Genomic DNA, 13,680 nt, shown 5'->3' on the forward strand with positions numbered 1-13,680 from the left:
TTCCGGCATGGGCCAAGAGGTGAGTCGTAGCGAGTTCACGCGGGAGCAGCGTCTGGCGTTCCGACAGAAGGTCCGCAGCGACCTCGACTGCTTCGAGCAGATGCTGGAGGGCAGCCGCTTCGACTTCACCCGTCCGCAGATGGGGCTGGAGATCGAGCTCAACCTCATTGAGGAGGGCTCTCTCGCGCCGGCCATGCGCAACCGGGAGATCCTCGACGAGCTCGATGAGGAGGACTTCCAGACCGAGGTCGGGCGCTACAACATCGAGATGAACGTCCCGCCCCGGCCGATGGCCGGCGACCAGGCGGTGCGCCTGGAGCGATGGCTGGCGCAGTCCCTGCGCCGCGCCGGTGACGCGGCGCGCAGCCGTTCGGCCCGGGTGGCGGCCACCGGGATCATCCCGACGCTGTCGGCCGAGCTCTTCGACGAGCCGTGGCTCTCGGACGGCGTGCGCTACGCCGCCCTCAACGACTCGCTCATCCGGGAGCGCGGCGAGGGCTTCGAGCTGGAGATCGAGGGGCCGACGGGGGAGTCGGTGTCGAGCTATCACGACACCATCGGACCACTCTCCGGCTGCACCTCGGTGCAGCTGCACCAGCAGGTGACGCCACAGGACTTCCCGGTCTACTGGAATGCCGCGTCGGTGATCTCCGGCCTGCAGATCGCGGTCGGCGCCAATTCGCCCTACCTGTTCGGCAAGCGGCTGTGGGCCGAGACGCGGATCCCGCTGTTCACCCAGATGACCGACACCCGCTCCATCGAGCTCAAGCACCAGGGCGTGCGCCCCCGGGCCTACTTCGGGCGGGCCTGGATCACCTCGATCTTCGACCTCTTCGAGGAGAACGTCCGCTCCTTCCCGGCGTTGCTGCCCGAGACCTCCGACGAGGACGCCCAGGCGGTGCTCGCGGCCGGTGGTGTGCCGCAGCTGTCCGACCTCAAGCTGCACAACGGCACGGTATGGCGCTGGAACCGGCCGATCTACGACACCAGCCAAGGCGTGCCGCACCTGCGGGTGGAGAACCGCGTGCTCCCCGCCGGCCCGACCGTCGTCGACATGGTCGCCAACGCCTGCTTCTACTACGGACTGCTCGAGGCCTTCACCACCAGCGGGCGGCCGATCTGGACCAAGATGTCCTTCGCCGACGCCGACAAGAACTTCTGGGACGCCTCCAAGCACGGGATCACGGCGACGCAGAAGTGGCCTGGGCTGGGGCGCATCCCGGCCGTCGAGCTCATCGCCGACCACCTGCTCTCGGTCGCCGACGACGGGCTCGCCGCCCTGGGTCTACGGCGCGAGGTGCGCCACCACTACCTCTCGATCATCGAGGGCCGCTGCCGGGCGGGGACCAACGGCGCCAGCTGGCAGGTCGCGGTCACCGAGGCCTACGAGGACGCGGGGCACTCCCGCGACGAGGCGCTGCGGCGGATGTTCGACCACTACCTCGACCACTCCGAGGACAACCTCCCCGTGCACACCTGGGAGGTGCCGACGGTGGAGGTCGCGAGCGACGGTCCTTCCTCCGCCTCCACCTAGCGCTGGTTCCAGGCCTCGAGCGTCGGCTGCTCACGGTGGTGGCCCAGGACGGCGACCGAGCCGACCTCGAAGGTCAGGTGCTGCCCGAAGCGCGGCGCCTGGCGCAGGTAGACGCTGGTGAGGATCCGCAGCGCGTGCCCATGCCCGACCAGCGCCACGTCACCGTCGAACAGGTGGGGCCAGACCCGCTCCAGCACGACGCTGGCGCGGGCCGCGACCTGCTCCACCGTCTCACCCGGGGTGTCACCCGGGATGATCTGGTGGTGGAAGACGTTCCACCGGTAGCCGAGCTCGGCCCGGATCTCCGGGGTGCTGCGGCCCTCGTAGCCGCCGTAGTCCCACTCGCGCAGGTCGTCGTCGATCTCGTCGATGCTCAGGCCTGCCAGCTCTGCGGTATGCCGTGCCCGCTGCAAGGGCGAGCAACGCACGTGGGCGAAGGTGCGGTCGGCCAGCACCTGCCGCAGGCCCGCAGCCGCCTCCTCGCCCTCGGGCAGGAGGGGGAGGTCGGTGAGCCCGGTGTGCTGGCCGGACTTGGACCATTCGGTCTGCCCGTGGCGGATGAGGATCAGGTGGTGGGGTGGGATGGCCGGGCCGGGGATCTCGGTCGTCTCGTCGCTCATCCCTGGCACACTACGGGCTATGGCCGACGACCCGCAGCGTACCGTGTCCCTCACCCGCACCGGGCCCGGGCAGTTCGAGGCGCGCAACGCGCGCGGGGGCACGATCCCCGTGGGCAGCGGCGCCGGACCCGCCGGTGACGCCTTCACCCCGGTCGAGCTGCTCCTCGTGGGGGTCGCCGGCTGCTCCGGGATCGACGTCGATCTGCTCACCTCCCGCAAGGCCGAGCCGACCTCGTTCGAGATCTCGGCCGCGGCGGACAAGCTCCGCGACGAGGACGGCAACCACCTGGGCCCGGTCACCGTGACCGTCCAGGTCACCTTCCCCGAGGGGGTGGACGGCGACGCCGCGAGGGAGCGGCTGCCCGAGGCCGTGGCCATGTCGCGCGACCGGCTCTGCACGGTGTCCCGCACCGTGGCGCTGCCGACGCCGGTCTTCTTCGAGATCAGCTGAGTCCTCCGGCGCTGGCAACCGCGGCATCAGAGCCCTTCTGAGGAGACATGGACGGCGACACCCTGCGCCGAACACTGGGCCTGCCCGACGCCGTCACCGTCGGCCTGGGGGCCATGGTGGGGGCGGGGGTCTTCGCGGTCTAGGGCCCCGCGCGTCCTGCGCGGCGATGGCCATGACCGCGGCAGCCTATCTCGCGCCCGGGGCCGAGCGGGTGGCTGCCGTGGTCTCGGTCCTGGCCGTCACCGGCCTGAACCTGTGCGGTGTCCGACGCTCCGCCGGGGTGACCCGCGTGGTCCTGACCGTCGTCGGCGCCGTCCTGCTGGGCGTCGTGGTCGCCGCCTGGTGGCCGGGGAGCGCTGCGGCCGTGTCGCTCGAGGGGCTGGTCCTCGTCGGAGCCGGGTCGGATCCGACCGGGATCCTGCAGAGCGCGGCTCTGCTCTTCTTCGCCTTCGCGGGGTATGCCCGGATCGCCACCCTGGGGGAGGAGGTGCGGGACCCGGCCCGCGTCATACCCCGCGCCGTGGTCATCGCGCTGGGCTCGGTCCTCGTGCTCTACCTGCTCGTCGGCATCAGCGTGCTGCGCGTGCTCGGGGTCGACGACCTGGCGGGGTCGACGGACGCGGTGGCACGGACGGCGGCCGTGGCCTGGGGCGACGGGGGCTGGGTGTGGTTGGTGCGGCTGGCGGCCGGTCTGGCCGCGCTGGGCGCATTGCTCAACCTCGTGCTGGGGATCTCGCGCACCACGGTGGCCATGGCGCGTGACGGTCGGCTGCCGCGGGTGCTGTCGCGGCTGGCCGGACCGGGCCGGGTGCCGAGGATCGCCGAGCTCGCGGTCGGGGGCGTCGTGCTGGCGGTCGTGCTGGTCGCCGACCTGCGCGGCGCGATCGCGTTCTCGAGCTTCGGGGTGCTGCTCTACTACGCCGTGGCCAACGCCGCCGCGCTGGGCCTGGCCCGCGCGGAGGAGCGGCGTGCAGGGGTCATCGTGCCGGTCATCGGGCTGGTGGGGTGCCTGGGGCTCGCCGGGTCACTGCCGCTCGCCGCGGTCACCGGTGGGCTCCTGCTGGTCCTGGCCGGACTCGTCGGCTACGTCCTGACCGGGCGCCGGCACGCTGCGCGGTGAGCGCTCGCCCGACGCGGCCGAGGGGGGTGTGGCGCGGGGCTGCTCCGAGGGGCCGGTATGCAGGTGCCCGGCGTCGCGCAGGTGCTCCTGCACCCGGTGGGCCCCCTTGACGCCGAGCAGCGCGCGGGGGTGGATCGGCTGTCCCGCCCGCACCACGGAGATCTGGCCGTTGGGTTCGAGCACGACCAGGGCGGCCTGGGTGAGGTGGCTGATCCCGGCCTGGCGCAGCGAGCTCCAGAGCATGGGCATCGTCAGACCGTAGGTCCGCAGCGTGTCGGTCTGCACCTTGCCGGCGGCCACCAGCACGACTGCCCGGGCGCGGGACTGCTCGTCGAGCTGGGGGAGCGGCAACCGGCGCAGGTTGCGGAAGAGGACCTCGAGCATGGCCAGCGTCCCCAGGGCGATCAGCCCGCCGGTGAGCGTCGGGACGTGCCCCATCGTGGAGCGGCCCACGATCGCGCCGAGGACGGTGACGATCGCCAGGTCGAGGCTGCGCGGGCTGGAGTAGAGGCGTTGCCCCCACAGCCGCAGCACGGCGCCGAAGACGAAGTAGATGGTGATCGTGCTGAGCAGCACCGCGACCGCCCCCGCAGGGGTGATGCCGATGTAGTGCCACAGGTCACGCATGGGGGACATGGTGACAGATGGGTCGCCGGAAACTGATGGTGGTCTGTCGGGGGCCTGTGGCATCTTGAGGGCGTGGACGAGCAGACGCAGCAGGAGCAGGACACCCGACCGGCACCGACGTCGGCGGTGACCGAGCCCGTCGAGGGGGAGCGGACGGCATACCGCTGGAGCCCGATCACCGAGGACGACGTGCAGGCGTGGGCGGAGCTGGTCAACCACCTCGCGGTCGTCGACGGCACGGAGGACTTCTACTCCGCCGAGGACCTGCTCGAGGAGTTGCGCGGTCCGGGGACCGACCCGGCGCAGGACACCTGGGCCGTGTGGGCGGGTGACACCCTCGTGGGTTACGGCGCCCTGGCCGTCCCCGAGACCACCGACCACGAGGGCACGGCACGGGCCTACCTCGACGGCGGCGTCCATGCCGACCACCGGGGCCGCGGCCTCGGCACCGCCCTCCTGGAGCGGCTGGAGACGCGTGCCCGTGAGCTGCTGAAGCAGCGACACCCGGGCCAGGGCGCCTATCTCTCGGCCGGCGGCGGGCTGGACGGCTCGGGGTCGCGCGAGCTGTTGGGCGATCACGGGTATGCCGTGGTGCGCTACTTCAACCTGCTCGGGCGCGACCTCTCGGCACCACCGGTGGTGACCGAGCCCGAGGGCGTCGAGCTCCGCACGCCGATGGACGAGGACGAGGAGCCGGTGCGGCGGGCGCACAATGCCGCCTTCCGCGACCACTGGGGCTCGGGGGAGAGCGACGCGCAGCGGTGGCACGAGCGCTGGGTGTCACGCAGCGCGCGCCCCGCCATCTCGACGATCGCGGTGGGGCGCGGCGGCGACCTGGACGGGCAGGTGCTGGCCTACGTGTTGGGCGCGCAGTGGGTGGATCGTGAGGCCTACGTCGCGATCCTCGGCACCATCGCCCAGGCCCGTGGCCGTGGGATCGCGGCGGCCGCCCTGGCGCGGACGATCGGGCTCGCGGCGGCGTCCGGTGACTACGACGTCATCGAGCTCGACGTGGACTCCGAGAGCCCGACGGGCGCGACGCGCCTCTACGAACGGCTGGGCTTCACGCTCAAGCACCAGACGGCGGCGATGCGCAAGCCGGTGACGGCCACGCCGGCCCGCTGACCGGCGGCAGAGGCCGCCTGCCGGTGCGTGGCGGCTAGGGTGGCCGCCGTGACTGCCGCCACGCCCGCCACCGGCCCGCTCGCCCAGACCGTCGTCGGTGACGATGGCCCGGTGGTGGTCTTCTGCCACGGCCTCCTCGGGCGAGGCCGCAACTTCACCGGGATCGCCAAGGGGCTGCAGCCGGACTTCCGGTGCGTCCTGCTGGACATGCCCGACCACGGATCCTCGCCGTGGACCCAGGCCTTCGACTACGGCACGGCTGCCGACCTCGTGGTGCAGCAGCTGCGGGCGCTCGGTGCCGAGGAGTCGCCGGTCCAGCTGGTCGGGCACTCGATGGGCGGAAAGATCGCCATGACGGCGGCCCTGCAGGCGCCGGAGCTGCTCGACCGGCTCGTCGTGGTCGACATCAGCCCGACCGGATCGGCCGACGGCAGCAACTTCGAGCACCTGCTCGACTCCCTGCACCGGATCGACTTGTCGACGCTGACGAGCCACCGCGAGGCGCACCAGCGGCTGGCGCAGGACGTGTCGTCGCAGACGCTGCGCGGCTTCCTGCTGCAGAACCTGCGGCGCGACGGTGAGGGCGGCTTCGCCTGGCAGCCGAACCTCGAGCTGCTGCGCCGCGATCTCGGGGCCGTCATGGGCGACGTCCCCCACGAGGGTCGCCGCTTCGAGGGGCGGGTGCTGTGGATCGCCGGCGCGGACTCGCCCTACGTCGGCGAGGCCGACGAGCAGGTCATGCGCCAGCTCTTCCCGCGGACCGTCCAGGTGACGATCAAGGACGCCGGCCACTGGGTGCATTCCGAGCAGCCGGAGGCCTTCACCGCGACCCTGCGACACTTCCTCGCCCCCCGCTAGTCCCGGTGGCTAGAGTCGGGGGCATGGCGCGCTTCCTCGACATCCATCCGGTCGATCCGCAGCCGCGGCTGGTGCAGCAGGTGGCGGCGTCGCTGCACGACGGCGGTCTGGTGGCCTTCCCCACGGACGCCTGCTACAGCCTGGGGGCACGGCTGGGTGATCCCGACGCCAAGGCCCGGATCGTCGCAATCCGTCGGGTCGACGAGCGGCACCACTTCACCCTGATGTGCGCCGACTTCGCCCAGCTGGGCCAGTTCGTACACCTGGACAACGCGGTCTTCCGTGCCGTGAAGGCCGCGACGCCGGGCTCCTACACCTTTATCCTCCCGGCCACCAAGGAGGTGCCCAAGCGGCTGCTGCACCCCAAGAAGAAGACAGTCGGGGTGCGCATCCCCGACACGCCGATCTGCCGGGCGCTGCTCTCGGAGATGGGTGAGCCGCTGCTCACGAGCACGCTGCTGCTGCCGGGGGAGGAGGAGCCGCTCGGCTACGGCTGGGAGGTCAAGGAGCGGCTCGACCACGCGGTGGACGTCGTCGTGGATGGCGACCAGACGGGTCACGCGCCGACGACCGTCGTCGATCTGTCCGAGGGGTATGCCGAGGTGGTCCGGGTGGGAGCGGGAGACCCGTCGCCCTTCGAGTGAGCGCTCAGGCGAGGGAGAGGAAGAGCTTCTCCATCTTGGCCACGTCCACCTCGCCGTCCGCCTCGTCCATGCACTGGCGCAGCCCGGTCGCGATGATGCTGTAGCCGGCGCGGTCCAGCGCCTTGCTCACGGCGGCCAGCTGGGTGACGACGTCCTCGCACTCGCGCCCCTCCTCGAGCATCCTGATGACCGCCGCCAGCTGCCCGTGGGCGCGGCGGAGCCGGGTGATCGAGGGACGGACCGAGTCGGGCGAGAGTTCCACCTCATCAGGGTACCCCCGGGGGCATAGGAACGAGACTTTGATACCCTGGGGGGTATGCAGACACGCTCAGCCAGCCAGGCCTCGCCGGACCCGGAGTGGCGGACCGCACCTTCGGTGCACGTCCTCGAGACGCCGTCGCTGGGGGACCGGAGCTATCTGGTGCACGACGGCGAGGTGGCTTTCGTCGTCGACCCGCAGCGTGACATCGACCGGATGCTCGCGCTGGCCGAGGAGCACGGGGTCCGCATCACCCACGTCTTCGAGACCCATATCCACAACGACTACGTGACCGGGGGGCTCGCCCTCGCGCAGGCGACGGGTGCGGCATACCACGTGAACGCCGACGACGAGGTGTCCTTCGAGCGGGAGCCGGTCCGTGACGGCGAGGTGGTCGAGGTGTCCCCGACGCTCCGGCTGCGCCCGATCCATACGCCGGGCCACACCTTCACCCACCTGTCCTACGCGCTGGAGGGGGAGCACCCGGTCGTCTTCACCGGCGGATCCCTGCTCTTCGGCTCGACCGGCCGCCCGGACCTGCTCGGCGAGGAGCACGCCGAGAGCCTGGCCGGCCACCAGCACGCCTCCGCGCACCGGCTGGCCGACGAGCTGCCGGACGCCACCCGCGTCATGCCGACCCACGGCTTCGGCTCCTTCTGCTCGTCCACCCAGGCCGACGGCGACGTGTCGACGATCGGTCAGGAGCGCTCCCACAACCCGGTGCTGCGGCAGTCGAGGGACGACTACGTGCGGGAGATCCTCGACGGCCTGGACGTCTATCCGGCCTACTACGCCCACATGGGGCCCGCCAACGCGGCCGGTCCGGGGCCGGTCAGCCTCGACCTCCCGTCGGCGGCCGACAAGGACGTGCTCCGGGAGCGGCTGCTCGCGGGGGAGTGGGTCGTCGACCTGCGCAACCGGCAGGCCTACTCGGCCGCCCACGTCCCCGGCACCGTCAACATCGGGCTCGACGGTCAGTTCTCCACCTGGCTCGGCTGGGTGCTCCCGTGGGGATCTTCCATCACGCTGCTCGGCGACACAGTTGACCAGGTGGCGCAGGCCCAGCGCGAGCTGGTGCGGATCGGGATCGACGAGCTCGCGGGCCAGGCGACGGGCGAGCCGCAGGAGTGGACCGACGGTGAGCTGGCGAGCCTGCCCCGAGGGACCTTCGCGGACCTCGCGCAGGTGCGTCACCACCGACCCGTCACCGTGCTCGACGTGCGCAACCCCGCCGAGCACGCCGCCGGGCACATCGAGGGCGCCCTCAACATCCCCCTGGGGGACATGGTCGGGCGGATCGCCGAGGTGCCGGGCGGTGAGGTGTGGGTGCACTGCGCCGGCGGGTATCGTGCCTCCGTCGCCGCGTCCGTCCTCGCGGCTGCCGGTGGCCGCCGGGTCGTGGCCGTCGACGACGGCTTCGACCACGCCTCGGAGGCCGGCCTGCCCCTGACCGACGCCTGACTCACCCCTGACCCCCTCGTCGGAGGCGGACCCCTGTCCCGCCCCCCGAGAGGCCATTCCCGGACTCCGGGAAAGACTGCCTACCCCCTGCCGCCGGTGCTGACCTGCACCGCGCCCCTGACAAGGAGAACCCCGTGACCATGACTGCCACCACCCATCCCGTCGCCCTGTCCGCCGCAGAGGCGCGGGCGTGGCTCGAGCAGGACGCGGCCATCCGCGTGCTCGACGTGCGCACCCCCGGCGAGTTCGCGGCCGGACACCTCCCCGGGTCGTTCAACATCCCGCTGACCCTGCTGCAGGAGCACGTCCAGGCCGTCGCCGACCACCTCGGTGAGGGTGCCGCCGTCGTCCTGGTATGCCGTTCGGGCGTCCGCTCGAGCACGGCCGCGGACGCGCTCGCGCGGATCGGTGGTGAGGGGCTGCACGTCCTCGAGGGCGGGGTGCAGTCCTGGGCCGCGGCCGGAGGCGAGCTGCGTCAGACCGACGGGCCGTGGGAGATGGAGCGTCAGGTGCGCCTCGTCGCCGGCGGCATCGTGCTGACCTCGGTGCTCGCCAGCGCTGTGCTTCCGAAGGCCAAGTGGGTGGCCGGCGGCATCGGTGGAGGGCTGACCTTCGCGGCGCTGAGCGACACCTGCGCCATGGGCCAGGTGCTGTCGAGGATGCCGTGGAACGCCGGCTCGCGCGCGCAGCTGGAGGACGTCCTCGACCGGATCGGCACCGCGGCGGGCGAGACCGCGGTGACGCGGTGAGCTGCTCCTCGCGCGCTCAGCCGCTCTTCGCGGGTCCAGCCGCTACTCGCGCGTCCAGTCGAGGCGACGCTCACCGACCTGCTCGTTGACGTCGTCCTCGATGTAGGTGCGTCGCTCCTGCGTCGGGGCGTCGACCTCGAAGCGCAGCCCCGCCGGGCGCTCACCCTCCTGCTCGTGGACGGTGATCTTGACCTGACCGCCCTCGCGGAAGGGGATGACGTAGCCGTTCTGCTCCCGCAGCGAGCCGCGGTGCAGCTGGGCCTCCTCCATGTAGGACTCCAGCCGCTGGGCGGGGTCGGAGACCTCGAGGAAGGCCGTGCTGCGCTCGTGCCCCGCGTGGGGCACCGCCTCGAAGGTGTTGGGCATGTCGGCTCATCTTCCTCATCGTCGGGGGATGGTGCGCCACCATCATGTCAGAGGGAGTGCGGCTCCTCGGGAGACAGGTGATAGACAGGGCCCATGGCCACCACTGCGCTCACGGGAAACCCCGTCTCGACCACCGGAGAGGTGCCCGCCGAGGGCTCGACCGCCCCGGACTTCCGCCTGGCCGCGAGCGATCTCAGTGACCTCGCGAGCCAAGACCTCCGAGGCCGGCGGGTCGTCCTCAACATCTTTCCCAGCCTGGACACCGGGACCTGCGCCGCGTCCGTGCGACGCTTCAACGAGCTCGCAGCCGGGCTGGAAGGGACCACCGTCGTCTGCGTCAGCGAGGACCTGCCGTTCGCCCAGGCCCGCTTCTGCGGGGCCGAGGGGATCGAGCACGTCGTGACCGGGTCGGCCTTCCGGAGCACCTTCGGGCAGGACTACGGGCTAACCCTGGCCGACAGCCCGATGGCCGGGCTGCTCGCCCGTGCCGTCGTGGTCCTGGACGAGGAGGGAAAGGTCGTCCACACCGAGCTGGTGCCGGAGATCGCCCAGGAGCCGGACTACGACGCGGCGATGGCTGCCCTCGGGTAGGACAGGGCCGGACGCGGCGGCGCAGCCCTGGTCAGTCGCGCGCCAGCAGCACGGCCACCTCGTGGTGCCGGGTCTGCGGAAACATGTCGAACAGCCGGGCCTGCGCGACGCCGTAGGACGGCATCTGCGCCAGGTCGCGCGCGAGACTCGTCGCCGAGCAGCTGGAGTAGACCACGTGGGGGACCCGCGATCCCTCGATCCAGCCTGCGAGCTCGGCGCCCAGGCCCCGGCGCGGCGGGTTGACCACGAGCAGGTCCGGACGGTCGGCGGCGGCCGCGGTCACGGCATACCGGGTCGCGTCGCTGGCGACGAACGTGGTGTCGCCCAGACCGGTCTCGCTCGCGCTGCGCCGGGCGCTGCGGATCGCCTCCGGCGACACCTCGACCCCGGTCACGGATCGACCCGGGCTGGAGGTATGCAGCGCGAAGCCCCCGACGCCGCAGTAGAGATCCCAGACGCGGTCGGGGCCGGCGCCCTCCACCCAGTCCGAGACCTGGCGGTAGAGCCGGGCGGCGACGGCCGTGTTGGTCTGGAAGAAGCTGCGGGTGCCGAGGTGCAGCGTCAGTCCGCCGACCCGCATCAGGAGCGTGCCGTCGTCGGTGAGCAGCTCCTCGTCGTCGCCCTCGAGCACGGCCTTGTGCTCCGGCTGCAGGTTGAGGCTCGCGACCCTCAGGCGCGCGCCGACGAGGTCGACGCGGGCGCGCGCCAGCAGCTCCTCGACCCGGCGCCGCTGGCCGGGGGAGCGGAGCACGAAGCGAGTCATCAGCTCGCCGTCGGGGGAGTGGGTGAGCAGGATGTGCTTGAGCTCGCCCTGCCGCGTCGGGACGTCGTAGGGCGTCAGCCCGGAGTCGGCCAGCAGCACCGCCAGCGAGGCGACGGCGTCGCGCAGCCCGGGCTCGTGAATGCCGCAGTGACGCAGGTCGACGCCCTGGCCCGCCGCATCCAGGATCCCGACGGTCGGCGCACCCCGACGACCGCCGACCACGAGCTTGGCCTTGTTGCGGAAGCTCGACTCCTCGCTCGCCACCGGAGCGTCCCAGGCCCGCGGCGCGACGCGAGCCGCCAGCACCGCGGCGACAGCAGCCTGCTTGTCGGTCAGCTGCGCGGCATACCCCTGGCCCATGAGCGTGCACGAGCGACAGACCCCGGCGTCGAAGTAGTCGCACTGCACCGGGCCAGCCTAGAGGGGTGCGGCTGACGTCGCGGTGCGGTCAGGGACGCCCGCCGGTGCGGAGGCTGTCGACCGACAGCCGACCGGCTCCGGTGAAGGCGAGGGGGAGCGCCAGGCCGAGATAGAGCAGCGCGCTCTCCCCGGTGAGCGACCCCTCGTCGGTCAGCAGCGCGTAGTCGAGGCGCAGATAGACCATGAACACCCAGATGGCCGCCATGAGCGCGGCGAGCAGGAAAGCCGCCGGCCGGGTGAAGAGGCCGACGGCCAGGAGCACGGGGAGCCCGACGAGGGCGAGCATGACGACCCAGGCGACGACGTCGGGGGCCTGACCGCCGATGACGTTGCTGCCCACCTCCTCGGTGAAGGCGGGCATGTCGACGGCGGCATGGGCCCCGCGGGCGATGAGCGGCAGGGTGGCCAGGCGCAGGAGCAGCAGGCCGAAGTCCAGGCCCCGACCGTGCGCCTCGACCGGCCCGGTGACGGCGAAGCGATCGCCGTCCCAGGGATCGTCGACCTCGCGGTGATAGTCGTCCTCGGAGGCGCTGGAGCCCATGGCTCCACTGTCCCAGGCCCCGGGTGGGTGCGCGGGCTGTCGCGGCGGCGTGTCCTCAGGCCGGGCCGAGCGCCTCGCGCAGTGCGGCCGCGTCGGCGTCGAGGTCCTGCTGGTCGCGCGGTCCCTTGCGGGTGAGGTCGAAGTCGTCGGGGTCGGAGGTCGGGAAGACGTGGAGGTGCGCGTGCGGCACCTCGAAGCCCTGGACGATCATGCCGACCCGCTCGGAGCCGAAGACCTTCTGCTGGGCACGGCCGATCGTGGCGGAGACCTCCATGAGGTGGGCCAGCGTCGCCCGCGGCAGGTCGACCCAGTGGTCGATCTCCTCGCGCGGCACGACCAGCACATGGCCAGGGGTCAGGGGCTCGATGTCGAGGAAGGCGGCGCAGACCTCGTCGCTCCACACGACGTGGCCAGGGATGTCGCCCTCGATGATCTTGGTGAAGATGGTGGCCATGACGAAAGCCTAGTCAGCCCGGGCCCCCGTCGCAGGCTGCACCGCCCAGCGCAGCGCGGCCGCCAGGGGAGGGGCGGTCCGGGCGGGCGGGGGCCGAAGAGCTCGGCATCCGCCCAGCCGGCGTGCCCCAGCCGGCGCCGGACCATCACGACCTCGGCGTGGTCGACGAAAACGCCCACCCGTCGGGTGCCCGCGGCGATGACCTCGGCGGCGTGCGCCACGTTGGTCGCTCTCGCCCTTAACCAGCAGCACGCTTGGGCCGGGGTCCATCCGACGTTTCTCGCACCTGGCGGGTGGCGAGGTGCGCGATTTTGGGGCGTCTGCCGGTCGCGGACGGGGACTGTCCGTCGCAGGTGCGAGGCTGGCCCCATGACGACTCAGATGGTGCTGGTGCCGGGATTCTGGTTGGGCGCGTGGGCGTGGGAGGAGGTGGGCCGCCTGCTCACGCAACGGGGGTATGCCGTGGCCGCGCTGACCCTGCCGGGGCGGGGGAGTGACGACACGGGGCGGGCGGGCGTGACGCCGCAGGACCAGGCCGATGCGATCGTCGCGGCGCTGGACGCCGCGGCGGACCGGCGGGTGCTGGTCGCGCACAGCGGTGCGGCGATCCCGGCGACGCTGGTGCTGGACCAGCGGCCCGAGCTGGTGGATCACGTCGTGTGGGTCGACACCGCGCCCTCGGCGCCCGGCGCCGCGATGGACGCCGACTTCGCGGGGGAGGCGCTGCTGCTCTCGGACCGCTATGACGACGAGCTGGAGCAGGGCTCGATGCGCGGCCTCACCGACGCGCAGCTGACGACCTTCCAGGAGCGGGCCGTGCCCGAACCCGGGCTGGTCGTGAGCACGCCGGTCGAGCTGACCAACGATGCCCGGCACGACGTGCCGGCGACGGTGATCTGCACGTCGTTCCCGAGCCACGAGTTCCGCAGCTATGCCGAGCAAGGGGTGTCGTTCCTGGCGGCGCTGCCGGACTACCGAGCGCTGACCTACGTGAATCTACCGACCGGGCACTGGCCGATGTGGTCCACGCCCGCCGAGCTGGTCGAGGTGCTGGCGAGCAGTGTCGAGGCCGGCTGAGCGCGACGGCTCCGGGGCTT

At 72.2% G+C, this 13,680-nt stretch carries 17 protein-coding genes; 10 read left to right on the forward strand and 7 right to left on the reverse strand.

The window, feature by feature from the left end:
• The first annotated feature begins 7 nt into the window (after positions 1 to 7).
• Entirely contained in the window at positions 8 to 1,534 is a 1,527-nt protein-coding gene (locus tag AC5PYY_RS12210; RefSeq protein ID WP_493897078.1) for a glutamate-cysteine ligase family protein, read from the forward strand.
• On the opposite strand, the gene AC5PYY_RS12215 is transcribed toward AC5PYY_RS12210, so the two are convergent.
• A complete protein-coding gene (locus tag AC5PYY_RS12215; protein ID WP_493897079.1) occupies positions 1,531 to 2,154 on the reverse strand; it encodes a histidine phosphatase family protein in 624 nt (207 codons plus the stop codon). The genes AC5PYY_RS12210 and AC5PYY_RS12215 overlap by 4 nt on opposite strands.
• A gap of 19 nt (positions 2,155 to 2,173) precedes the next feature.
• Here AC5PYY_RS12215 and AC5PYY_RS12220 point away from each other — a divergent pair, with 19 nt between their 5' ends.
• Both AC5PYY_RS12220 and AC5PYY_RS12225 read left to right on the forward strand, forming a co-directional pair.
• On the forward strand, positions 2,174 to 2,605 hold the full coding sequence (locus AC5PYY_RS12220; protein WP_493897080.1) for an OsmC family protein: 432 nt from the start codon (positions 2,174 to 2,176) through the stop codon (positions 2,603 to 2,605).
• A 172-nt stretch (positions 2,606 to 2,777) separates the two neighbouring features.
• Positions 2,778 to 3,725 carry an APC family permease gene (locus tag AC5PYY_RS12225; RefSeq protein ID WP_493897081.1) on the forward strand — a complete coding sequence of 316 codons (948 nt, stop codon included), beginning with the start codon at positions 2,778 to 2,780 and terminating at the stop codon, positions 3,723 to 3,725.
• On the opposite strand, the gene AC5PYY_RS12230 is transcribed toward AC5PYY_RS12225, so the two are convergent.
• A complete protein-coding gene (locus tag AC5PYY_RS12230) occupies positions 3,630 to 4,352 on the reverse strand; it encodes a DUF421 domain-containing protein (RefSeq protein ID WP_493897082.1) in 723 nt (240 codons plus the stop codon). The two genes, AC5PYY_RS12225 and AC5PYY_RS12230, sit on opposite strands and share 96 nt — an antisense overlap.
• A 72-nt stretch (positions 4,353 to 4,424) precedes the next feature.
• On the opposite strand from AC5PYY_RS12230, the gene AC5PYY_RS12235 reads away from it, so the two are divergent.
• The 3 genes from AC5PYY_RS12235 to AC5PYY_RS12245 are packed head-to-tail and all read left to right on the forward strand — an operon-like array spanning position 4,425 to position 6,979.
• Positions 4,425 to 5,477, forward strand: a complete 1,053-nt coding sequence (locus AC5PYY_RS12235) for a GNAT family N-acetyltransferase (protein ID WP_493897083.1) — start codon at positions 4,425 to 4,427, stop codon at positions 5,475 to 5,477.
• Between the two features lie 39 nt (positions 5,478 to 5,516).
• A complete protein-coding gene (locus tag AC5PYY_RS12240) occupies positions 5,517 to 6,335 on the forward strand; it encodes an alpha/beta fold hydrolase (protein WP_493897084.1) in 819 nt (272 codons plus the stop codon).
• Between the two features lie 23 nt (positions 6,336 to 6,358).
• Entirely contained in the window at positions 6,359 to 6,979 is a 621-nt protein-coding gene (locus AC5PYY_RS12245) for an L-threonylcarbamoyladenylate synthase (RefSeq protein WP_493897085.1), read from the forward strand.
• Positions 6,980 to 6,983: 4 nt separating this feature from the next.
• On the opposite strand, the gene AC5PYY_RS12250 is transcribed toward AC5PYY_RS12245, so the two are convergent.
• Positions 6,984 to 7,241, reverse strand: coding sequence for a metal-sensitive transcriptional regulator (locus tag AC5PYY_RS12250; protein ID WP_493897086.1), 258 nt, complete (start codon positions 7,239 to 7,241; stop codon positions 6,984 to 6,986).
• Between the two features lie 54 nt (positions 7,242 to 7,295).
• Here AC5PYY_RS12250 and AC5PYY_RS12255 point away from each other — a divergent pair, with 54 nt between their 5' ends.
• Positions 7,296 to 8,699: a rhodanese-like domain-containing protein gene (locus tag AC5PYY_RS12255; RefSeq protein ID WP_493897087.1), complete on the forward strand. Its 1,404-nt coding sequence runs from the start codon at positions 7,296 to 7,298 to the stop codon at positions 8,697 to 8,699.
• Between the two features lie 140 nt (positions 8,700 to 8,839).
• A complete protein-coding gene (locus AC5PYY_RS12260) occupies positions 8,840 to 9,448 on the forward strand; it encodes a rhodanese-like domain-containing protein (protein ID WP_493899372.1) in 609 nt (202 codons plus the stop codon).
• Positions 9,449 to 9,490: 42 nt separating this feature from the next.
• Here AC5PYY_RS12260 and AC5PYY_RS12265 read toward each other — a convergent pair whose 3' ends face one another.
• On the reverse strand, positions 9,491 to 9,814 hold the full coding sequence (locus tag AC5PYY_RS12265; protein ID WP_493897088.1) for a hypothetical protein: 324 nt from the start codon (positions 9,812 to 9,814) through the stop codon (positions 9,491 to 9,493).
• 93 nt (positions 9,815 to 9,907) lie between these two features.
• On the opposite strand from AC5PYY_RS12265, the gene tpx reads away from it, so the two are divergent.
• Positions 9,908 to 10,405, forward strand: a complete 498-nt coding sequence (gene tpx / locus AC5PYY_RS12270) for a thiol peroxidase (RefSeq protein WP_493897089.1) — start codon at positions 9,908 to 9,910, stop codon at positions 10,403 to 10,405.
• A gap of 31 nt (positions 10,406 to 10,436) precedes the next feature.
• On the opposite strand, the gene AC5PYY_RS12275 is transcribed toward tpx, so the two are convergent.
• The 3 genes from AC5PYY_RS12275 to AC5PYY_RS12285 are packed head-to-tail and all read right to left on the reverse strand — an operon-like array spanning position 10,437 to position 12,583.
• Positions 10,437 to 11,576, reverse strand: a complete 1,140-nt coding sequence (locus AC5PYY_RS12275) for a methyltransferase domain-containing protein (RefSeq protein WP_493897090.1) — start codon at positions 11,574 to 11,576, stop codon at positions 10,437 to 10,439.
• A gap of 40 nt (positions 11,577 to 11,616) precedes the next feature.
• Complete coding sequence (locus AC5PYY_RS12280; protein WP_493897091.1) at positions 11,617 to 12,129, reverse strand: DoxX family membrane protein; 513 nt, start codon at positions 12,127 to 12,129, stop codon at positions 11,617 to 11,619.
• 55 nt (positions 12,130 to 12,184) lie between these two features.
• Positions 12,185 to 12,583: an HIT family protein gene (locus AC5PYY_RS12285; RefSeq protein ID WP_493897092.1), complete on the reverse strand. Its 399-nt coding sequence runs from the start codon at positions 12,581 to 12,583 to the stop codon at positions 12,185 to 12,187.
• 369 nt (positions 12,584 to 12,952) lie between these two features.
• On the opposite strand from AC5PYY_RS12285, the gene AC5PYY_RS12290 reads away from it, so the two are divergent.
• Positions 12,953 to 13,660 (forward strand): alpha/beta fold hydrolase, encoded by a 708-nt coding sequence (locus tag AC5PYY_RS12290; RefSeq protein ID WP_493897093.1) that lies wholly within the window; start codon positions 12,953 to 12,955, stop codon positions 13,658 to 13,660.
• Positions 13,661 to 13,680 lie beyond the last annotated feature (20 nt).

It is taken from the genome of Serinicoccus sp. JS2-9 (assembly GCF_059025165.1).